The sequence below is a fragment of the Shewanella sp. SM73 genome (genome assembly GCF_025653795.1).
Taxonomy (GTDB): Bacteria; Pseudomonadota; Gammaproteobacteria; order Enterobacterales; family Shewanellaceae; genus Shewanella; species Shewanella oncorhynchi.
In genome coordinates, this window is the sequence record NZ_JAKKRY010000007.1 from 1 (window position 1) to 19,849 (window position 19,849).

At 45.7% G+C, this 19,849-nt stretch carries 19 protein-coding genes; 4 read left to right on the forward strand and 15 right to left on the reverse strand.

Going from position 1 to position 19,849, the window contains the following annotated elements; all coding sequences use genetic code 11:
• Positions 1 to 451: 451 nt before the first annotated feature.
• The 4 genes from L5M51_RS11445 to L5M51_RS11460 form a co-directional block, all read right to left on the reverse strand.
• Positions 452 to 1,282, reverse strand: coding sequence for a hypothetical protein (locus L5M51_RS11445; protein ID WP_263172790.1), 831 nt, complete (start codon positions 1,280 to 1,282; stop codon positions 452 to 454).
• Positions 1,283 to 1,379: 97 nt separating this feature from the next.
• Entirely contained in the window at positions 1,380 to 2,093 is a 714-nt protein-coding gene (locus L5M51_RS11450; protein WP_263172793.1) for a LysE family translocator, read from the reverse strand.
• Between the two features lie 136 nt (positions 2,094 to 2,229).
• A complete protein-coding gene (locus L5M51_RS11455; RefSeq protein ID WP_263172794.1) occupies positions 2,230 to 3,072 on the reverse strand; it encodes an AraC family transcriptional regulator in 843 nt (280 codons plus the stop codon).
• Between the two features lie 276 nt (positions 3,073 to 3,348).
• A complete protein-coding gene (locus tag L5M51_RS11460) occupies positions 3,349 to 5,406 on the reverse strand; it encodes a TonB-dependent receptor (protein WP_411569250.1) in 2,058 nt (685 codons plus the stop codon).
• A gap of 327 nt (positions 5,407 to 5,733) precedes the next feature.
• Here L5M51_RS11460 and L5M51_RS11465 point away from each other — a divergent pair, with 327 nt between their 5' ends.
• Positions 5,734 to 6,549, forward strand: a complete 816-nt coding sequence (locus L5M51_RS11465; protein WP_263172798.1) for a substrate-binding periplasmic protein — start codon at positions 5,734 to 5,736, stop codon at positions 6,547 to 6,549.
• Between the two features lie 147 nt (positions 6,550 to 6,696).
• Here L5M51_RS11465 and L5M51_RS11470 read toward each other — a convergent pair whose 3' ends face one another.
• Both L5M51_RS11470 and L5M51_RS11475 read right to left on the reverse strand, forming a co-directional pair.
• Complete coding sequence (locus L5M51_RS11470) at positions 6,697 to 7,659, reverse strand: hypothetical protein (protein ID WP_168825534.1); 963 nt, start codon at positions 7,657 to 7,659, stop codon at positions 6,697 to 6,699.
• A 1-nt stretch (position 7,660) separates the two neighbouring features.
• Entirely contained in the window at positions 7,661 to 8,047 is a 387-nt protein-coding gene (locus tag L5M51_RS11475; protein WP_263164640.1) for a PadR family transcriptional regulator, read from the reverse strand.
• 411 nt (positions 8,048 to 8,458) lie between these two features.
• Here L5M51_RS11475 and L5M51_RS11480 point away from each other — a divergent pair, with 411 nt between their 5' ends.
• A complete protein-coding gene (locus L5M51_RS11480; protein ID WP_263172804.1) occupies positions 8,459 to 9,091 on the forward strand; it encodes an excalibur calcium-binding domain-containing protein in 633 nt (210 codons plus the stop codon).
• A 302-nt stretch (positions 9,092 to 9,393) separates the two neighbouring features.
• Positions 9,394 to 9,741, forward strand: coding sequence for a thioredoxin family protein (locus L5M51_RS11485; protein ID WP_263146657.1), 348 nt, complete (start codon positions 9,394 to 9,396; stop codon positions 9,739 to 9,741).
• Between the two features lie 19 nt (positions 9,742 to 9,760).
• On the opposite strand, the gene L5M51_RS11490 is transcribed toward L5M51_RS11485, so the two are convergent.
• The 3 genes from L5M51_RS11490 to L5M51_RS11500 form a co-directional block, all read right to left on the reverse strand.
• Positions 9,761 to 10,276, reverse strand: a complete 516-nt coding sequence (locus L5M51_RS11490) for a NifB/NifX family molybdenum-iron cluster-binding protein (RefSeq protein ID WP_263172806.1) — start codon at positions 10,274 to 10,276, stop codon at positions 9,761 to 9,763.
• The gene (locus L5M51_RS11495; RefSeq protein ID WP_263146652.1) at positions 10,273 to 10,569 is read right to left on the reverse strand and encodes a DUF134 domain-containing protein; all 297 of its coding nucleotides are present in this window, start codon (positions 10,567 to 10,569) and stop codon (positions 10,273 to 10,275) included. The genes L5M51_RS11490 and L5M51_RS11495 overlap by 4 nt, the downstream gene beginning before the upstream one ends.
• Positions 10,570 to 11,041: 472 nt before the next feature.
• The gene (locus tag L5M51_RS11500; RefSeq protein WP_263146807.1) at positions 11,042 to 12,538 is read right to left on the reverse strand and encodes an ATP-binding cassette domain-containing protein; all 1,497 of its coding nucleotides are present in this window, start codon (positions 12,536 to 12,538) and stop codon (positions 11,042 to 11,044) included.
• Between the two features lie 356 nt (positions 12,539 to 12,894).
• On the opposite strand from L5M51_RS11500, the gene L5M51_RS11505 reads away from it, so the two are divergent.
• Positions 12,895 to 13,146, forward strand: a complete 252-nt coding sequence (locus L5M51_RS11505; protein WP_263146649.1) for a DUF2999 domain-containing protein — start codon at positions 12,895 to 12,897, stop codon at positions 13,144 to 13,146.
• Between the two features lie 159 nt (positions 13,147 to 13,305).
• Here the strand turns inward: L5M51_RS11505 and L5M51_RS11510 are convergent, their stop codons facing one another.
• The 6 genes from L5M51_RS11510 to groL all read right to left on the reverse strand — a co-directional run bounded on the left by L5M51_RS11510 (position 13,306) and on the right by groL (position 19,802).
• A complete protein-coding gene (locus L5M51_RS11510; protein ID WP_263172810.1) occupies positions 13,306 to 13,692 on the reverse strand; it encodes a carboxymuconolactone decarboxylase family protein in 387 nt (128 codons plus the stop codon).
• Positions 13,693 to 13,809: 117 nt separating this feature from the next.
• Positions 13,810 to 14,385, reverse strand: coding sequence for a hypothetical protein (locus tag L5M51_RS11515; protein ID WP_263172813.1), 576 nt, complete (start codon positions 14,383 to 14,385; stop codon positions 13,810 to 13,812).
• Between the two features lie 670 nt (positions 14,386 to 15,055).
• A complete protein-coding gene (locus L5M51_RS11520) occupies positions 15,056 to 15,529 on the reverse strand; it encodes a hypothetical protein (RefSeq protein WP_263172816.1) in 474 nt (157 codons plus the stop codon).
• Positions 15,530 to 16,017: 488 nt separating this feature from the next.
• Entirely contained in the window at positions 16,018 to 17,319 is a 1,302-nt protein-coding gene (locus L5M51_RS11525; RefSeq protein ID WP_263146637.1) for a HipA domain-containing protein, read from the reverse strand.
• 3 nt (positions 17,320 to 17,322) lie between these two features.
• Entirely contained in the window at positions 17,323 to 17,559 is a 237-nt protein-coding gene (gene hipB, locus L5M51_RS11530) for a type II toxin-antitoxin system antitoxin HipB (protein ID WP_105253052.1), read from the reverse strand.
• A gap of 605 nt (positions 17,560 to 18,164) precedes the next feature.
• Positions 18,165 to 19,802 (reverse strand): chaperonin GroEL, encoded by a 1,638-nt coding sequence (gene groL, locus L5M51_RS11535; protein WP_263146635.1) that lies wholly within the window; start codon positions 19,800 to 19,802, stop codon positions 18,165 to 18,167.
• Positions 19,803 to 19,849: the final 47 nt, after the last annotated feature.

Consider the following 19,849-nt stretch of genomic DNA (forward strand, 5'->3'; position numbering starts at 1 on the left):
TATGTTAACGATTAACCAACCAGCAAGTTGCTAAGACACTTGATTTGATGATGAGACAGTCAGACTGATCTACTAAAAACCTTACGAAAACATAGGCTCTGATGAAGCCGCAGGGATGATAAGGACAGTAGAAGCAAATATCCATCAGGGCCAGAGGAATCCCTCAATAACAGGCCGAATATATGGGTGCAATGAACTCTTCTCAAAATTGATATCGAATGTCTTGCAAACCGGATGGGTCCATATATGTTTTTGATAGGACGAGCAGTCCTCCTTGGTCGGGTGTGGGGTGAAGCCCCACGACTTTGATTTTGATTAAAGCATTCAAACTACGAAACACACTTTGGGGCAATAGCTTCTAGCTAAAGGAAATCGTTAGGATTATTAAAGCAGCGACCATCACCATAGGGTCGCGGCTTTAAATCTCACTCATAGGGATATGGAAACGAGACTAGTCTGCTTTAATAACGGCTTGTGTCAGTATTTCTTGGTCATTCTTAAACACCACTAGCTCGCCTAGAGGACTATCGCTGCCGCCTAAGACGGTGACATAACAATAATACTGGTATGGGCCGCTGCGAAATTGGTATGAATGATTCCCTCCACTGCCATCAAAAACGAGTTTGCCTTTATTCAGCACTAAATCTGGCTTTTCACTCAATGCCTTACCCTTTGCCCATGCGGCATAGCGGTATTGGCTGTTCCCCATATCATCGACACGAATGGTAAACTTGGCGGTCTCCCAAGATAACGCTGGGCTGACAAACTCACTCACACTCGGATGTAATGCCGTTTGTTGCTTAGCAATAAGCTCTGCTTTCAGTTTTGCCTCTACCGGTGTTTGATAGTTAATGGCGATGATCTTGCCATCAAAATCCAGCCACACAACACCGCTACCGAGCATAATGCCGCGCCAGCCCATCGTCTGCCAATCGGCTTCAATCTTAGAATGGGCGATCTGCTCAAGCAGCTTAGGATCAAAAACCTGATCGAAACGTGCGATCATTTCCTGCGTATTTTGAATCGCTGGGATCGGATATTCACGTTTAAGCGGGTAAGCCACACGCTTAGCAATCGCTTCAGGATCATTGGCCTTGGCGGCGTCGATAAGCCCCTGCACCAGAGGAATATATTCCTGTGGCATGGCTTCATCAGCGGCGTTTGCATTGATGCTTAAACCCATAACGCTGAATATTAACGCCGCTGAAAACGCGATATTCATCAGTTTAACTTGGCTGAAAACAGCTAATTTGCTTCCCTTAAGTCGTGAGGCGAATGGCATCTTTATCCCTTACTCCAAATGTCTCTGCTGAGACTAAAGGCCAAGAATACCATAAGTGCCTCAGACTAAAACCTAAGGTGATTTACACTGCGCCTGACTAAGCGGTTAATAATAGGTTTGAGTAAATCGCCAAGGCTACTGACATAAAGATGACACCAATAACCGCATCGATAACCGGTGTTAGTCGCTGCAATTTAAGTTGCACCTGCGCCTTTGACAACATTACCGCTAAAAAGCCAAACCATGCCAATGACAAAGACAACAACAAAATAGCGGAAGCGATTTTAGTGCTTGTGGTAACACTTGGGGTAATCAAGGCTGAAAACAGGGTTAAGAAAAACACTAATGCTTTCGGATTCAATAGATTGGTATAAAGCCCAGTCAAAAAACCTTGCCTGCGCGACATAGCGCCACCTAAGCCACCAGCAACAGACGCCACGCCTTCAACGTCACCAGCACTAATAACAGCATCATCATTTGTCCCTGCATGGACTCTGGCACTCATTTTACGTTTAGCGAGTATCGTAAGACCGGCTCGCAGGGCACCAAACCCCATCCAAGCGAGGTAAGAAGCGCCCACAATTTGCACTAAGAGATACAGAGTGTGCGAACTCTTAATGAGTAGACTCACACCGGTCAGACTCAAAATCGTATGAGCTAAAATGGCTATTGAAATCCCCACAGCGGCGGTAACCGCAGTGCTTCTGGACTGCTGAGTCGCAATCTTCACCATAATGGCAAAATCGGGTCCGGGACTGATTAAAGCAACGACATGGATTACAGCCAAGGTGAGTAATAAAGATAAATCCATAGATATGCGGCTCCGCAAAAAAGGTTAATAACGATAACTGAGGCAGCCAGTATGGCAATTTGTCGCAGCGCTGAATTGTAATAAATTGCACTATTCAGTGTTTTTTAAAAACCAGCGGCGTCGAAAGACGGGGAAATTAGAGCATACGCCGCTGAAATTGCACTGGCGATAATAGGAATGCCTGCTTAAAAGCTTTGTTTAAATGACTTTGATCGAAAAATCCGAACTGCTGCGCCACATCCGCCACTAAAGCGCCATGACTTAAGGACTTTTTCGCCAACTCTAAACGCACCCGCTTGAGATAAGCATGGGGAGTCATCCCTGTTGCCTGTTTAAATTGCCGTAAAAACTGAAACTTACTTAAATTCACTTCATTGGCTAAGGTTTCAAGTTGAGTATTATGCCAAGGCTCATCGTGAATTCGCTGTTTCACTAAGCTCACCTGCAACTTAGATAACCCGGGTTGTTGGCTCGGCTTAGATAGGCAAGATGAAATACCGCTTGGGTAACGCTCCAGCAGCAGATGAATAAAATTCAGTAAGTGGGACTCACCCGCAAGCGCACTGCATTGGCCTTGAATTAATAGCTCGTGTAGCTGAATAAAATATTGATAAAGCGTCGGGTCATCCACCATAGGTGCGCTGAAAAAGTGCTCCTTCAAGCCCAGTTCTTGGCTCACTTCATTCATGTATTCCACGGGGATCGACATGACTTTCACCCGATAACCGTCGGCATCGCGGCTCTGGCCATCGTGGGTTTCGTCTGGATTTAAGGTCGATAGACTGTGCTGACCGAGTTGATAACTGCTGCCCTTATTCACAAACTGCTGCGCACCTTGGGTGACTACACCTAAGTGGTAATCCAGATGCACATGTTTATCAAAGCTGAAATGAGTGAATTCCGCCTGACTCAGTTCTATGCCTGATAAGCTGGGATGGCGCCAATAGTTAATGTTTTCAATGGGTGTTGCAGTACTCATAACTCGCGGCGATTACCTATAGCATCAGCTGTAAAACAGGGGGAAACTCAGATCGACTCGTCATCATTCTAGCCTCCATTGTCAACGCGGGAATAGTAAATTATTGCAGCCACATAGTTTGAAGCGATTTGGGCTTAGATTAGTGCTTAAATTAGCGCTTAAATGAGTGCCGCTGAAAAACAAAAGCGCCCAACTATCTGGACGCTTAATTGAGATACATTTTTGCTCGGCGACATACGTAATAACCTTAGATATCGCCTTAACAGATGAATATCACTAAAAATGATAACTCACGCTGACTCTCACCATTCGTGGCTCAACAGGATGATAATGCTGATCTTCAACGCCTTCGGCTGCTTCGCCGGGCAAACGAGAGGCATAAAAGTAATCTATGTCGTGATCTTTACTATCAAACACATTGAGCAGCTCAAGCTTAGTATCGAAGCGGCGGAACTCGTATCCTAATGCGAGGTTAACTAATGTGGTCGCATCAGCCTTGTGGTCATTAAAGCTGTCGAGCACCCGCTCGCCAAGGTGCCGCACGCGTACACTCGAATACAGGCCATCGCCATCGGGTCGATAGGTGATGCCCGCACTGGCAACAAAGGGAACCGCGCCATCGATATACTTGCCCTCTTCAAATTCATTTTCAGTAAATCTGGCGTTAGTCCACGCTAATTCCATATCGATACTGATTGCCTCATTCAGCCAATAATAAGCCGTTAATTCAGCACCATAACGTTCAGATGCACGACTCGGCTCAGTGTTACCCGCATCGCCCACAAATACTAATTCTGAATCTAGTTGCAGATACCAGATCGCAGCAGAGAAATTAATAAAGTCCCTGTCATAGTATTTCACCCCAAATTCGCCGCCATTTGAGCGCACGAGGAGATCGACTTTTTCGACCTCATCGCCACTCACTGGGTCAACCTTAATCGTCGCACCGCGGGCATCGTTCGAATGTAGCCCTTGGCCTGCATTAACATATAACTCAAGATTATCGCTCCACAAATAAGAAGCACCGGCTTTGAGGCTGAACATACCATCGGACGCATCGCCACTGTTAAGCGGATTATCACTGTCGACCTGCACATCAAAATAATCGTAACGCAGCCCAAGATTAAAACGCCATTGATCAGCTGGCAGCCACTCAACTTTGCCAAAGATGCCACTCGACAACTCTTGCACTTCATCAAGCCTTACCGTATTCAGCCATTGTCGCGCCTGAGTGTTATACAAACCCACTGCGCCAATATCGTCATAACGCACATCGCCGCCCACACTGTAATTCAGTTGAGTGCCACCAAGTGAAGTCTGCCAATCACGCTTGAGATCGCCGCCCCAAATCGTGCGTTCATCAACTTGTTCAAACTCATCACCATTGATGGGATCGTTTAAAAAATAGGTAAAATTAGAGAATAAATTCATAGTCGAGCGAATAGCGTAGACATTTCCCTGCCAATCACCCGCATCGTAATTAGCTGAAACGCTATAACGGTTAGATTCACCGCCGACGTCTTTATCTAAAGATCCATAAAAATCAATTAATCCAGAATCCACCGCACGGGCGGGGATCTGATCCGCCGAATTCCAGCTGTTGTCGTAGGCCATCATAGTGACGCTCAAGTCACCCTCGCCGAGCCGAGTTAAATAACGCCCGACGACACTGATCTTACTCACATCCTCATCAATATCCGTCCACGGGCCATCATAGGTTTGTGCCTCACCACCCCAAATAAAACGACCCATGTCAGTATTTAGCTCCTGAGTCGCCACGAGTCGCTGGTAGCCATATTCACCCAACGTCACCCCAACTTGGTTATGGGGGAGTTGATCAGCCAGCAGTAATTGCGCAGCACCCGCGCCAGAAAAATCGGCCACCTCAGGATAATAAGCGCCTTTGGCATAACGGATCTCGCCTATAAGTTCAGGGATCAAAAAGTTAAGATCCGTATAACCCTGACCATGCCCATGGGTTCGCATATTCACAGGCATACCATCGACTCGAGTATTAAAGTCTGTGCCATGATCCAAATTAAAGCCGCGTAAGAAATACTGATTCGCCTTACCCGAACCACTGTGCTGAGTGACTATCATCCCAGGAACAAATTCGAGGATTTCGCCGGTTCGTAATAGGGGGCGACTCTCGATTTCTGCCGCGCCGACTATTCCCTCAGATGCCGAAGTGCTATGGCCTAAGGTGTTAATTTGCCTGCCGCGCACCTCTAGGCGTTCAATATTGTCCGTTGCCGCCTCTGCCACTACGGCACTCGATAAACAACAAAGAGGTAATAACCACGTCATTGATAACCAAAGCTTTGATAACCGCATTCCTGATAATCCCAGTCCCGATTTCATCCTTTCTTTCCTACTACAGGTGATAGACGGCAGGGATTTAACGCCTTATTTACAAGCAAAAAACCGATCAAGCTCAAACTCTGATGAATAAAAAACCAGCAAAATACAGGCAAATATCATTTCTATGTGCCGTATCGCACATTTTTAAACCCAAAAGGACAAAATGTCCGCCAGCAGATCACATTTCAACCATGTGTTAGTGCGAAATCATGGAAATAAAATAATCTTGCTTGAATAAAAATGAACCCATTTATCAGGCTAGCTATACTCTAAATAACTCAACACTTTGAGAGACACGCTATGCAACGATGGAGCAATATGCACATTTGGAGTGTGTGGGTAGGCCTTTTCTTTTGTGTCTCGGTTCATGCAACCAGCAAATCAACAGCAGAAACCACAGCGATGATTGCTGATAAACCTATCATTACGATGGCGTTTTATGAGGACCCCAAACATAACTTCTACTTTAAATGGGCTGAACTGATTTACGCCCAAGCCTTTGAACGCTTAGGATATGACTTCTCGTATCAAGTGGTTCCTGCAGCCCGCGCCAGTATGATGGCGGACTCAGGTAAAGTGGATGGCGAGCCGGGGCGTGTATCTCATTATGGCGAAAAGTTTACCAACCTCATTCGAATTGAAGAACCGGTTATCGATACCCATTTAATTGCCTTTGCGCACAATCCCGAAATCAAAATACCTGACTGGCAAGCGCTGCAAAAGAGTCGATACAAGATCGAATACTATCGAGGCGTGTTCCTCGCAGAACAAAAGCTAAAGGGACTCATTCCTAAGGAGCGTCTGACTGAATCTTCATCCCCCGCGAGCTCCTTTCGTAAAATGCTCCGCGACCGAATCGATATCTATATTGATACGGAGGCAAGCTCATTGGATTTATTACAAACGCCTGAGTTTCAAGGCAGCAAAATAATCGCGATTGCCACCCTAGAAGAACTCACCAGCTATGGTTACTTAAATAAACGTCACGCGGCACTCGCCGTTAATCTTGCTCGTGAGCTCAAACAGATGAAGCAAGAAGGCATATTTGACACCTACAAACAACAGGCTCAAGAATCGCTTAATAATGAAATGAATCATGGCGATACCCCAGAATAAATCAGCATCGACTGTAAAAGTCGTGGCTTACTTTTCTCCACAGAAGATGGCACTAATGTAAAAAGCCTGTTCAATCATGCTGATCAGGCCATGTCTTTAATGAAAAAGTGAATAAAGCTCACCTATAAAATCTAGGTTAAACCTTACTTATTTGCTTGCGAGTTTACGCCAACGCAACCCATCGCGAATCACCTCATAGCCAGGGAACATAGCGGCAATCACTAGAGTATAACTTAGCCAATGTTCTAACTGTAATAACGTAAATTCCCCATTTAATTCAGCTCCTTGGTTTTGTACTTGGCTTTGTAATAGTGGCGAACTAAAGGCCAGAAAGACTAAGAACGAGGCATAAGCAAGATTGATCCCCATATTCGCCAGTAACAATTCAGTAGTCCACACTCGGCGGCGTAGTTGCCAGAGACTATTGCCCATAGACAGCAAAATAATAGGGCTAAACCATTGCAGTAATTGCTGAGCATTGACGCTGAAAATCACAGTCCGCGCGGCTAATTGCTCGCTACTCATCCACACAGAACACCAGATCACAAGTAAGAGAAAAAGATATGTCGCCAGATCGGTAAACACATCGCTTAAACTAATATGCTGCCAACCGGGCCCAACCTTAGGCAAATTCTGCGGCTGCCATTTTTGGCAATTGCTGCCAGATAGGGGTTTCCCCTGAGCCGAGAAACTCCAAAAGGCCAACAGGATAGCGGTAAAGGCAAGACAGGCATCGCCGATAAAACCTTTGGCAATATGGTGGATAAATCCTAATAGATCCCCCTCTGCAGAGCCCAACCATTGAGTCGTGCCGCCCACTACCTGCAGCACAAACAAGACCCCAAGCACAGTGAAAAGTGTATGTTTAAAAAGCGGAATATCCTCAGAGGCAATAATAGGTACTGCCGGAACAAATTGCTGGGCGACCTTACAGGGATGACCCATTTGCTTTAATACCGCGACAATTTGCGCTTCAGTCAATTCGCCTTGTTCAGATAGGGCATCCAATTGGTCGCAGATATTAGCTTTTAATTCACGGCCTATTTCCTGACGTTTGTTCTCGGGCAATTCTCGCTGCACCGCGGCGATATAGCGATCGACTAATTCCATATCAAATCTCCTCTGCACTCTCGTCTGAGCTTTTCATATCTGAGCCATTAGTGTCAGCGCTTTGCTCCAGTAAAAAAGCCAAGGCGCCATTAAGTTGCAGCCATTCATCGGTCAGTTGACTGAGCAACTCAGCCCCCAATGACGACAATTGGTAATAACGACGCTCACGCCCTTCGGCCTGTCGCCACTCACTATCCAACAATCCTTGATCGGCTAGGCGGCGCACTAAGGGATACAGAGTCCCTTCGTCAATATCAATACCACCTTCCTGCAACTGTTTGCGGAGCGAATAACCGTAGTGGGCTTGTTTTAATAATCCCAGTACCGCCAACACTAATACCCCACGGCGCAACTCGAGTCGCATTTTGACTAGCTGTGAACTTGTCATTGTCGAATTCCTGTCCTTAACACTGTGTCACACACACTGTGTACCACACAGTAAATACTATGTAGCACACAGTAAAATCGCAAGTTTTCATGCACATTTTTTGATCAATTTGTTTATTATTAATGCAATCTATTGTTTGTATTGAATTTACCAAAATGCCAACCGTTTCTGCTAAGTGCTCACATTTCCCCACCGCCATACACTCAATGCGAATGAGTCACACATAAGCAAATTCAAGATAAAAAATTGCAAAACTTCCTTTGCTTGAGTAACTTAGCATCCAACATTGAATAGCCGATTCGTCAACCTAAGTACGGTTTGCTCCTTAAAAAAGATAAATCTGAACGACTCAAGTAAGTATTGATATTCAATAACTAAAAATATTAAGCGGTTAAATTAAGGACATAGAAAATGCTCATGGATAGAGGCGTACTGGTACGCTGGAACGATGAAAAGGGATTTGGCTTTATTCAGCCTGAAAAAAATGCAGCCCAAGATGTGTTTATTCACATTTCAGTGCTGAAAAAGATGGCGAGAAAACCCATAGTGGGCGACAGCATTCTGTATCAAACGGAAGTGCAAAATGACGGCAAGAGAAAAGCGGTTATCGCCTCAATTGAAGGCGTCGCTGTCGTTGCAGCGAGTGCAACACCGCGCTCCCACTCTCATGTCCAATCACGCAATGAAACCTTCAACTTCAATAACAAAGACAAAGCGCATCACCATAACTCACGAAAATCCTCTTTTAATACGATAATCCCGCTGCTGATAATCGTGGCCATAGTTATCTTTGGCTTTAAACAATACCAAGAATTCAACGAAGCTCCTGCAATCGATGAAGTACCAGTCCTCACGAATGAAGACATTAAGAGAATGCCCATATATGAAACTGCAACACCAAGATTCCAATGTGAAGCGGGTAAAACCCATTGCAGCCACATGAGTTCCTGTGCTGAGGCGACTTTCTACATCCAACATTGCCCCAATACTCAAATGGATGGTGACGATGATGGCATTCCCTGCGAGCGCCAGTGGTGCAGTTAGCGATGCGACATATGTAAAGTCACGCGTATAACCTTAAGCCTGAGCAGGTAGCAGGTAGCAGGTAGCAGGTAGCAGGTCACTAGTAGTGAAATGATAAATAATCTAAAACAATGGCGAGATAGCCTGACAGGCATACAGCAAATCGGAGTGATTGCTGCCAGTATCGGGCTTCTCATGCTTGGCTTATTCTACCTTGGTCAATTTATCGGTAGTAGCGTGGTAACAATGGGCTGGCTTTAACCCTAGAAATACGCAAACTAGCCCATGAATTCATACCCATAACAACTTCCAAATGGCAACGCATGTACACTGATATCATCACGCAAATTGACTCACCTGAGATGCTTGAGTCCATGTTAACTGAGCATGCTGCGGTGCTGTTGTTATTTGGCGCGCCGGACTGCGGTGTGTGTCAAACGCTCAAACCGAGAATTGCAGAGATGTTGGCGCAAGAGTTCCCGCAAATGCGGATGGCCTATATTGATTGCCAAGCCCAAGGTGAGATAGCGGCGAGCCGCAATGTATTTGCCTTGCCTGTGGTGGAATGTGTGTTTTATGGCAAAACCTTTGGACGTTTTTCCAAGGTGTTTTCGTTAGCGGATATTCGAGGGGCGCTTGCCCGCCCCTATGGTTTAATCGTGACGGAATAATTCAAATTAAACACTGAGATTATTTGTTTACCAAGGGTCTAAACCCAGCGTAATGCACTGACTTATCAAGCTTAACCTGTGTTGCTAGTGTATTTATTAGACGTGTTGAGCCTGTGGCTGCGTTAGCCTTGCCGCTGCAACCGCAGCCGTCACCTGTAGAATGACAGCATCCGCCCTTGGCTGCATGTTTGAGTGAAGCGCGACCTTGAGATGCATCCGTCGACCTAAGATTAAGATCCGCCGTTTGTGCCAGCAAAGTCACCACTGTTTGGCTCGCACTGCCTTTACTCACGCTAATCCCCGCATCGAGCAACTTTCCTAACATGCGCTCACCGATATTCTGCACAAGTACAATGTCGGTACCTTGTTGAATAATCAGCTCTAATAAGGCTTTTTTAGCACTACAGTCACCCTCAATTGCCGGGTTATCGACCAGCTTAATCAGCTGAAACTGTTCATTATAAAAGCCAATTTGTAGGGCTTTAGTAAAGTGACTGGCGAGGCGTTCGCGGCTCATCAGCATGGCAATAATCATGATAACTCCTTGTCTGTTTGGGTTGGCAGCCTCAAGGCTTGACCTTGAGTGATAGCCGTCGCCACCTTTTTACGGGCATTGGCGAGAAGGTATCCAAAGGTTTGCCGAGAGATCCCCATCAAGGCCGCGGCTTCGATCTGGCTTAATCTTTTGACGTCACCCAGTTCGAGGGCCTCAAACTCATCGGCCTCTAATTGAATATGAGTTAATTTAACCGCAGGGATCCCATTAGGCTTAAATAGGCTACAGGGCACACAGCTCGATAATTGACGGCATTTTTTGGGTCTTGGCATAAATGTTTTTATCTTTAAGTCGTCTTAAATATCTTGAAATCGTGTTTTAGGTCTTAGTGCACATCTTGTTTACAGCGCACGACACTCAGGCTCATCTAGGGCTCAACTAAAGCTCATCTAAGGCTCATCTAGCTAAGGGAGTCCATCGTTCTGGATTCTCAAGCGTGATAACTGACTTGATGAATAAGTTCGGTGGAGGAACCATAAAACTGTCACGAGTTTCTGGCCTAGGCCAGAAACTATTATTCGCGCCAACGACATTCAAAACTGTAAGACGGCTCACAGTTACCTATATCAAGCATGACTAATTAACAGAACTGCTGTCTGGCGTGACTAACACACTCAATGGCTAGCGCCCATTAAGGTCAGTTTTAATCTGCGTTGGAGTGCTGAGGGATAATGACAAACTCTCAAAACAAATAAGCAGCCGTTAAGCTGCTGTGATAGGTGGCATTTACTGATTTAAAAGGGTTTAATCCTCAGACTCACAGTAGTTCACCTGTACCGAATAGCCGTCATCTTGCTTAATAAAATCGACAAAGTTTTTAATCGCAGGTAAGGCATCTTCCCTATGGTGCGACACGTAAAGCAATTGGCTCAGATGATGCTCGGCTATCATCTCCAGCGCCCGCATCACTAAGGTGCGATTGATAAAATCTAAGCCCTGATACGGCTCATCTAAAATCAGTAACAGTGGCTGTTTAATCAAGGCACGACCTATCAGCAATAACCGCTGCTGACCATAATCGAGCTTCTTAAAGCTCGTGCTCGCCAGCCCTGTCATGTGCAAAATAGCCAACCATTCCTTCGCCAAATCCAGCTGAGGTTTAGTGGGTTTATGGTACAGGCCAATAGAGTCAAAAAAGCCCGAAAGCAGCACATCTAATGCCGAGCAACTGACGCGATATTGCAAGTGTAGCGCCGACGATACTATGCCAATCCGTTGTTTAATCTGCCATATACTCTCGCCGCTTCCGCGAGGTCGGCCAAAGAGCGTGATGTCATTGCTATAGCATTGGGGATGGTCGCCTAAAATCAGCCCCAGCAAAGTGCTTTTACCACAGCCATTTGGGCCGCGAACTTGCCAATGTTGCCCCGCCTCGATGCGCCAATTCACGCCGCTGAAAATCAGCCCACTGACATATTCCACTTTGCCATTTTTAATCTCGACCAGAGGATCAAACGCCTCGGCGTTGTGCCTTTGCCGCTCCATCAAGGCCAAGAGTTCATCACTACGCTGCGCCGATAACGCATTCAACTGCGCCATCACAGGATGATTGTGCCATTGCTCAATCGACATCGACGGGCTGAGTTTGTGCACACTCTGCCCCGATTTGAGCATCTCACCATTAAACAGCGCCACATGGCTGATGCACGGCGGCAATTCTTCTTGGCGAGAGGTAATGATCAGCAACTGGCTATGCTCGGCCACTTCACTCAGCAGCTCAGATAAACTCGCCTGATGTTCAGCATCGAGCCCAGCATAAGGGTCATCTAAAATCAGCAATTGCGGTAACATTGCCAGTGCACGTGCCAGCATGACTCTGCGCGTTTCGCCCGTGGATAACTGCCGAAAACCACGCAGGCGCAGCGGCTCAAGTCCAACCTTTTGTAATAATGCTGGGAGTTGCTTGGCATCTTGGCAGCATTCCAACACTAAGGATTCGACACTCGAACCGTAATCCAGTTCGTCTTTTTCTAACTCGCGCTCCAGCAATGCTTGTTGCAGTCCAAGTGACACCCAGCCGATACGTTGCGGCAGGCCAGCAATCGTCCCTTCATCGGGCAGAATATCACCCGTTAATATTCGCCCAAGCAAGGAACCACAATAACTGTCGGTCGCGAAAATCGCCCAATGTTCAGCAGGATGCAGTTGCCACTCATCGACGACTAACACCTCATTATCACGCCCGTATCGCAACTGTTTAACCACAATACTTTTGTCTTGGTTCGCGACAACATCAAGCATAACCACAGTTCCTTTCTTTTTTAAGGGATGATAAAAGCCAGCGATTACCCAATCGTATTGCTCCATGATATCTAAGGTAATAATATCTAGAGCCACAATATCTTAGAGTCATGATATCTAGAGCCATAATATCCAATGCAACGGCTCAAGATGCACGACAGTCGCTCAGGTTTTATCGGCAGATTTTGGGGAATACGTCACCAGAGTAAAGCTTATTGGGAATAAAATCTAATGCGCTTAATGGCATAGGCAAAGCGTGGCAACATCCAACAGGTACGCATGTGTGAGGCAACCACTCTGGCAGAACTGTGATAAAATCGGCACCTGTTTAACTTTCATATCAACAAGGTAATGCAATGAATCCCATTATTGCCATCTTAAAAGAACACAACGTCAGTAACGCTAAAATTCAAGAACTGTTTCAAACATTAACCGAAAATCCATTAATGGCGATGGGCACGCTCGGTCAATTAGGCATCCCAGCCGAAAAATTACAACAACTGCTGGGACTAGTGATGCAGAAACCGGCCTTGCTCAAAGAAGCCGTGCTTGAACTCGGTTTGGATTTCTCAAAAGTAGAAGCCGCAAAAGCCCAGTTACAAAAATAAGCGCAGACTGTTCAAGTTTGTAGCCATCATGCGCTAGGGGAATCCGCGTAACTCAGCTCCCCTAGCGAATGTTAAAACCACTAAACCGCAAAGTAACTAAATCTCACAGCAACTAAACCTCAAAGCCATTGACGCTCAAAATGATTAATACCAAGTGAGCTAACTGTGTTGCGCCTGCCACTCCTCAATCGCTTCTTTCGCCGCTCGAAAAGCCTCAATCCCCGCAGGCATACCGCAGTAAACGGTGCAATGCAGTAAGACTTCTTGGATCTCTTCAACCGAGCAGCCATTGTTTAGCGCGCCCCGCACATGGCCCTTTAACTCAGTCGGCGCCTTTAATGCCGCCAGCGTCGCTATGATAATCAAACTGCGCGTTTGCCTTGAAATGGCATCACGCACCCAAACCTCACCCCAGCAATTGGCCGTAACTAAATCTTGCAGCGGCTGGGTAAAATCCGTCGCACTATTGAGCGCCTTATCCACATAGCTATCGCCCATCACAGCACGACGCACCTCAAGCCCCTTTTTGTATTGCCCATCGTTCATCGATGCATCCTTTTTGTTATGTGATTAGCTATGTGATTAAGCTCTGTGATTAGAATTATTGAACCGCCGCCAACCAATCTGCCCTATATCCTTACCACCTATAACTAATAACTAACGTTAGATTGAGCGCACCCAAGAAACGAACTCTTCGGCGAGTCTGGGAGGGTTACAGGCCTCTGTCTGATCTGCGATCTCGTTATAGTACTCGAGCTCGTGAACTATGATGGGTACCGAACGACCAAAAACGCGACTAACGGTTAAGTTGGAATGGAGTGTAGAAGCGACAACGCATACTGCGGCAACAAATTGCTCGGTTATCTCCTGACCGAGCTCAAGGCAGCGATCAAAATCGACATCTTCCTCCGCATCACTGTACCCGAGACCGAGATCGGCCACCCAGCGAGCTAAGATATCCGCAGTCTGAGAGTCAGGATCCCCAAAGACGAGGAGTTCGTTTTGAAGCCAGAAGGCATAGTTCCATTTTGCTTCGTCAGAGCTAGAAGCCTTTGGAATCGAGGCATGCCACTCGTCGACTGTGTTATAGCCGACTGTCAGCGTAGGTAGACGGGGATCGTCATATTCGTTGTTGATATAGAAAGATAATGCATAGATATGCTCCGCCTCAGCGGTTGGTATACTCTCGAGCGCTTCGGTAATAGCACTCTGAAGCGCGGTAATCATTGGGATATTCATACTGGGTTTCCTGCTCGTTTAATGCCGCATTTAGCGAATGAAAATAGTGCATTGTAATTGAGAAAAAGAGCTTAACCCACTATTTTTGTTCAGCTTAAATGTCTGCCAATATACTAGTATTCAACCAATTTATCATCGAGATAGTCTCCAATCTATCACACGTAAGACTGCCATTTTTATATCACCCTACGGCCAAGTGATAGAAGCTTGGAATACTCAAAGATACCTATATTTTTCTTGTAAATAACTCAGAAAGAAATATGTCTGTCCTCGCTTTCGATCTTATCAAAGGTCGGAAGACTATTTTGCTGCTCGTTTGCTGCTTAACAGCGGAAGCTGATGATTAAGCACTGTCATTCCAGTGACACGCCACCCCTTTTATTTCACAAGAAGTATCCATGAGGGCTCGACGACGGCATCTGCTGCATACGGAAGTGCAAATGCCGCGATCACATGGATGTGAAAGAGCGGCCATGCCGTCAACAGTCACTTACATGCCAATGCTTAATTCAACCAACTCTCCAGTTATCTGTATGCCTTTGTATAAGCATACACTCTGCAAATTTCACAATGGATGGCTCGTTAGATTTACCTAAAAAGCGATGCTTATCCCATCTTTGGCTTAAGAGTTAAATGTTCATCTTGAAAGGGTATACAAGTCGCTTCTTTTTTATCGCGTATGCAGGGTTGCGGTGTTATCAAGCTGGCCATTGGCATCAACCCACACCAGTACCGAATGGTCTCTGGATAATTTAACAAACTTTATCTGTTCTGCTTCAGGCTGTTGCCAGTTAAAGATAAAGAGCGAAGCGTTTTCATCCTGCTCAAACCCGCGCTCGGTATTCAGCTCCCCAAGCGTCACATGGCCATCAACGGTCATTCGATATTGGTTGCCTTGACCAATAATTTCCAGCGTGATGGGCTTAGCATTAATGACGCCACGGTATACCACGCCATCGAATTTATCGTAGGCGGTATGATCCGCATTGCGTTCACAGTGGTCAGAGTGTTGTTCGGAACCGCTGACATGCTGACAGTTATCCGCTTCGCTAACCTCAGGCGCTTGCAGGGCATATCCCCATACTGGTAGTAAAACCAGAACACCAATAAGAGATGCTATTTTTCTTTTATTTATCAATGCCATTACCATCAAAGCTATTCCCAGAAGTGTAGTCGCCATGAGCCGATGACAATGATGCTAACCACTTCGCTTGCACTTGTCAGCAATCAAAAGGCTAGCCGCACTAATTTGCACTGAGATTGGGGATCTCTTGCTGACTGTAAAACAGCGCCACATCTTGTAATTGCTCGGCCGTTAACGCACTGATCTGTGATTGCATTAAGGGATCGAGGCGTAAGCCTGTTTTGAAATCGACTAACTGCTTATTAAGGTAAGCCGGTTTTGCCCCCTTCAGTTTGGGAATTGCTTAGCCATGGCGATCATAGCCAGCCCATGACATCGACAAAGATGGGACAGGCATCGAAAACATTAATAAATTTTTAAAAGATGTTGCGGCCAAACGACAAAGATGGGGCAGACATAACTCTTTTGGGTTTAACTGCCGATGCCAAGGCCACAGTATTTCACTCCCCCCTGCGAAATTACCGCTGGGTGATAAGATGTAGCTAGAGCTACACTTTGACATCCCTGACCTCGGCGGCAAAACTAAGGTAACGATCACATCTCGCCAGCAACTGCGCTTTGTAAAGAGCCACAAATGATGTTTCACTCTCATCGAGGGCTGGAAGCATTGAAACCACCTCAGCTATTGCCTGCGGTATTCTTCGCGCTATTGTCGTTAAGTTACTGATTAATAAATTTCTTGGTAAACCTAAGCCATCAATAAATGCGGCCAATTGATAAGCGTAAATGCTGTTTGGATCAAATTCGTCATCGATTGCCATCGCAAGCTGTTGTTCAAAATCCTCATACATAGCCACGCTGACCAAATCGTACCAAGGAGTTGGCTCCATTCCGCTTGGCGTCATAAAAAACGAGTAGTTTTTACCGTGTGCATCGGCATTACCGGTCAGTAAATTGAATAGCGCCCATTGCAACATATCCTGTTTAGCAGCCACTGGATTACAGCATTTTGCTGCGAGACTAAAGAGCCTGTTAAAACTTACCCCTTCACGAATATCTTTAACATCACGCCCTGAACCAAAATTACGTTCATATTTTTTGCTAACACTAAAACCAAGAGCTTGGCAGCTATCGACAATATGCCTTCTTAATACCCTTTGCGCATTTGGTATATAACGTCGGTCAAAGCGTTCGACACAGAGTACTTTGTAATCTCCAAAATGAACGATATCAACATTAGCAACATTCATTCCAATCGCCTTAGCTAAGCGCATCGTTATAAATTCATTGAGCACTAAATGGCGATATTTTTCGAATTTAACAATATGGGTTGATGAAAGCGCGCCTTCGGCAAATGCAAATTCTTCACCGTTATAAAACAGGTTTAATTTAGGTTGTACACCCGCTACCGACAGTCGAGGTTTGCCGTCCCAAATTTCCATAGGCCACATTGTGGGATCTTCAATTCGCTGAATAACTTCTTCAGCCTTAATTGGCCGTAATTGTGTTTCAGGCAGCAAAGCCCCTTTAGGAACAAAAGCAACAGCACCTGCGGTATCCAGACCAATTGCACGGATCAAGGCAAACGTATTTCCCTTGGAGACGCCAAGAGATTCAATTAGATAATCTAATCCTTTGTTTTCCGGTAATAAGTTAACCAAAAACATCGATATCTGACTGCTACTTCCTGTGCCATCTAAGGGAATTGTTGGGGATAGTGGGAATCCACTTTGTTGCCAGTCTTTGGTGTAATCCACCGCAAAGGTGTCGGTCGTCGCATCAAAGGATAACTCCCCGATAATTAAATCACCGAGGTGCATCTCTAACGTGAGCTTTTTGGAAGTACTCATAGGTTAATACCAGCCGTTAGTTTCGGTGTCGCTGGTTTGAACCGAAACGATATCAATCCCCAGACCATCAAGAATTTTGAATACGGTTGAGATATAAACATCCTCACCTTTTTCAACTCGGATCAGCGTTTTTTTGGTTACGCCGCACAGCATGGCCGCCACGTCTTGAGTAAGAGCAGCACTTTTCCTTCGTTCTTTAATTAACAAGCCGAGGGATTGTTGATTTAGCGGTGATGCCATCATCATCTCCAAAAGTGTAACTTCATACACCTTAGCCCTAAAACCAGCCCCATTCAATATAAAAGTGTACAGAACTACACTTTTGGATTGTTGAAAATGACAAGCCACCTAAAAGTGTACAATGTTACACTTTTATGGTCATTTCAGTGCTTAAATCTCAAAAAGTGTAGGTAAGTACACCCAATACTTCCCCAAGTTGCCAGAGCAAAAACAAAACCCCGACACTGTTACCAGCATCGGGGTTTTCTTTTACAAGAACTTTGGTTTGAGGCTTTTAGGCTCCAGACCTGCAAAGTATCTTACGTTGGATAAATCGAGTTAGAACAAGGCGCTTTACCACGACGTTCAGCTTTCTGCTCCCAATACAATCTAGAGTGGTTAAGCAACACTTCCTTAGCCCCTCAGATACAAAAAATCCCTGACACAGTTAAGCATCAGGGATTTCTTTTTAGGTGTCACTCTTAGCAGACTAAGAACTTAGGCCTAGGGGTCTGACGTTTTTGCGCAGGATAAAACGTTCAGTACAAGGCGCTGTGAGCGTAGCATACGTTGTGTGTATGTGAGCGAGCAGCAACGCCGTAATCAACGTTTTAGACCAGCAAAAATTACATCATGCCGCCCATTCCGCCCATCCCACCCATACCGCCCATATCTTGGCTAGCATTTTGTGGAATTTCAGCAACCATAGCTTCTGTAGTGATCATCAGACCTGCGATTGACGCAGCGAATTGCAATGCACAACGGGTCACTTTAGTTGGGTCAAGGATACCCATTTCTAACATGTCACCGTAAGTGTCATTACCGGCGTTGTAACCGAAGTTACCGCTGCCGTTCTTCACTGTGTTAGCAACAACTGACGCTTCTTCACCCGCGTTCGTGGCGATTTGACGCAGTGGCGCTTCCATTGCACGCAGTGCGATAACCACACCGTGTTTTTGGTCTTCGTTTAATACTTCAACGTCAGCAATCTTAGAAGCTACGCGAACCAGAGCAACACCGCCGCCAGGAACCACGCCTTCTTCTACCGCAGCGCGAGTTGCATGCAGTGCATCTTCAACGCGCGCTTTTTTCTCTTTCATTTCAACTTCAGTCGCTGCGCCAACTTTGATGACTGCTACGCCGCCAGCTAGTTTAGCCATACGTTCTTGCAGTTTTTCTTTGTCGTAGTCTGACGTTGATTCTTCAACTTGTTGTTTGATTTGGCTTACACGAGCAGCAATTTGTGTTTGCTCGCCGTTACCATCGATGATGGTGGTGTTGTCTTTAGTGATCACAACACGCTTAGCTGTACCTAAATCTTCCAGCGTTGCTTTTTCAAGCTCTAGGCCGATTTCTTCAGCAATAACAGTACCGCCAGTCAGGATTGCTACGTCTTGCAGCATTGCCTTACGACGATCGCCAAAGCCAGGTGCTTTAACCGCAGCCACTTTCACGATACCGCGCATGTTGTTCACAACTAAAGTTGCTAATGCTTCGCCTTCAACGTCTTCAGCAACGATAAGCAATGGCTTACCGGTTTTTGCCAGACCTTCAAGGATAGGTAACAGTTCGCGAATGTTAGAGATTTTCTTGTCTACTAACAGTACGAATGGGTGATCTAATTCAACGCTGCCCGTTTCTGGCTTGTTGATGAAGTATGGAGATAGGTAGCCACGGTCAAACTGCATACCTTCTACTACGTCCAATTCGTTTTCTAACGCTTGGCCTTCTTCAACTGTGATCACGCCTTCTTTACCGACTTTTTCCATCGCAGTTGCGATGATTTCGCCGATAGATTCGTCAGAGTTTGCAGAGATAGTCGCAACTTGGGCAATCGCTTTTGAATCTGCACAAGGTTGTGATAAGGCTTTTAATTCAGCAACAGCAGCGATAACGGCTTTGTCGATACCGCGCTTCAGATCCATTGGGTTCATACCGGCTGCAACGGCTTTTAAGCCTTCAACGACAATGGCTTGAGCCAGTACAGTTGCAGTAGTAGTACCATCACCGGCGGCATCGTTGGCTTTAGAAGCAACTTCTTTCACCATTTGCGCGCCCATGTTTTCGAATTTGTCTTCTAACTCGATTTCTTTGGCAACAGAAACACCGTCTTTAGTGATCAGTGGTGAGCCGAAGCTCTTGTCTAATACCACGTTACGGCCTTTAGGGCCTAAGGTCACTTTAACTGCGTTTGCGAGAATGTTTACGCCAGCCAGCATTCTTACGCGAGCGTCATTACCAAATACAACTTCTTTAGCTGCCATCTTGATTATCCTTTAAATTTTTAATGATTAATTGGAATGTCGAATTG

Excerpts from the sequence above, each read along its gene's own strand:
- L5M51_RS11495 (WP_263146652.1), bottom strand. The coding sequence starts at position 10,569 with ATGCCAAGACCCAAAAAATGCCGTCAATTATCGAGCTGTGTGCCCTGT.
- L5M51_RS11515 (WP_263172813.1), bottom strand. The coding sequence starts at position 14,385 with ATGAATATCCCAATGATTACCGCGCTTCAGAGTGCTATTACCGAAGCG.
- hipB (WP_105253052.1), bottom strand. The coding sequence starts at position 17,559 with ATGGCATCACCGCTAAATCAACAATCCCTCGGCTTGTTAATTAAAGAA.
- L5M51_RS11485 (WP_263146657.1), top strand. The coding sequence starts at position 9,394 with ATGTACACTGATATCATCACGCAAATTGACTCACCTGAGATGCTTGAG.
- L5M51_RS11470 (WP_168825534.1), bottom strand. The coding sequence starts at position 7,659 with ATGGAATTAGTCGATCGCTATATCGCCGCGGTGCAGCGAGAATTGCCC.
- L5M51_RS11445 (WP_263172790.1), bottom strand. The coding sequence starts at position 1,282 with ATGCCATTCGCCTCACGACTTAAGGGAAGCAAATTAGCTGTTTTCAGC.
- L5M51_RS11475 (WP_263164640.1), bottom strand. The coding sequence starts at position 8,047 with ATGACAAGTTCACAGCTAGTCAAAATGCGACTCGAGTTGCGCCGTGGG.
- L5M51_RS11490 (WP_263172806.1), bottom strand. The coding sequence starts at position 10,276 with ATGATTATTGCCATGCTGATGAGCCGCGAACGCCTCGCCAGTCACTTT.
- L5M51_RS11450 (WP_263172793.1), bottom strand. The coding sequence starts at position 2,093 with ATGGATTTATCTTTATTACTCACCTTGGCTGTAATCCATGTCGTTGCT.
- L5M51_RS11500 (WP_263146807.1), bottom strand. The coding sequence starts at position 12,538 with ATGCTTGATGTTGTCGCGAACCAAGACAAAAGTATTGTGGTTAAACAG.
- L5M51_RS11455 (WP_263172794.1), bottom strand. The coding sequence starts at position 3,072 with ATGAGTACTGCAACACCCATTGAAAACATTAACTATTGGCGCCATCCC.
- L5M51_RS11520 (WP_263172816.1), bottom strand. The coding sequence starts at position 15,529 with ATGGCATTGATAAATAAAAGAAAAATAGCATCTCTTATTGGTGTTCTG.
- L5M51_RS11480 (WP_263172804.1), top strand. The coding sequence starts at position 8,459 with ATGCTCATGGATAGAGGCGTACTGGTACGCTGGAACGATGAAAAGGGA.
- L5M51_RS11510 (WP_263172810.1), bottom strand. The coding sequence starts at position 13,692 with ATGAACGATGGGCAATACAAAAAGGGGCTTGAGGTGCGTCGTGCTGTG.
- L5M51_RS11465 (WP_263172798.1), top strand. The coding sequence starts at position 5,734 with ATGCAACGATGGAGCAATATGCACATTTGGAGTGTGTGGGTAGGCCTT.
- groL (WP_263146635.1), bottom strand. The coding sequence starts at position 19,802 with ATGGCAGCTAAAGAAGTTGTATTTGGTAATGACGCTCGCGTAAGAATG.
- L5M51_RS11505 (WP_263146649.1), top strand. The coding sequence starts at position 12,895 with ATGAATCCCATTATTGCCATCTTAAAAGAACACAACGTCAGTAACGCT.
- L5M51_RS11525 (WP_263146637.1), bottom strand. The coding sequence starts at position 17,319 with ATGAGTACTTCCAAAAAGCTCACGTTAGAGATGCACCTCGGTGATTTA.
- L5M51_RS11460 (WP_411569250.1), bottom strand. The coding sequence starts at position 5,406 with ATGCGGTTATCAAAGCTTTGGTTATCAATGACGTGGTTATTACCTCTT.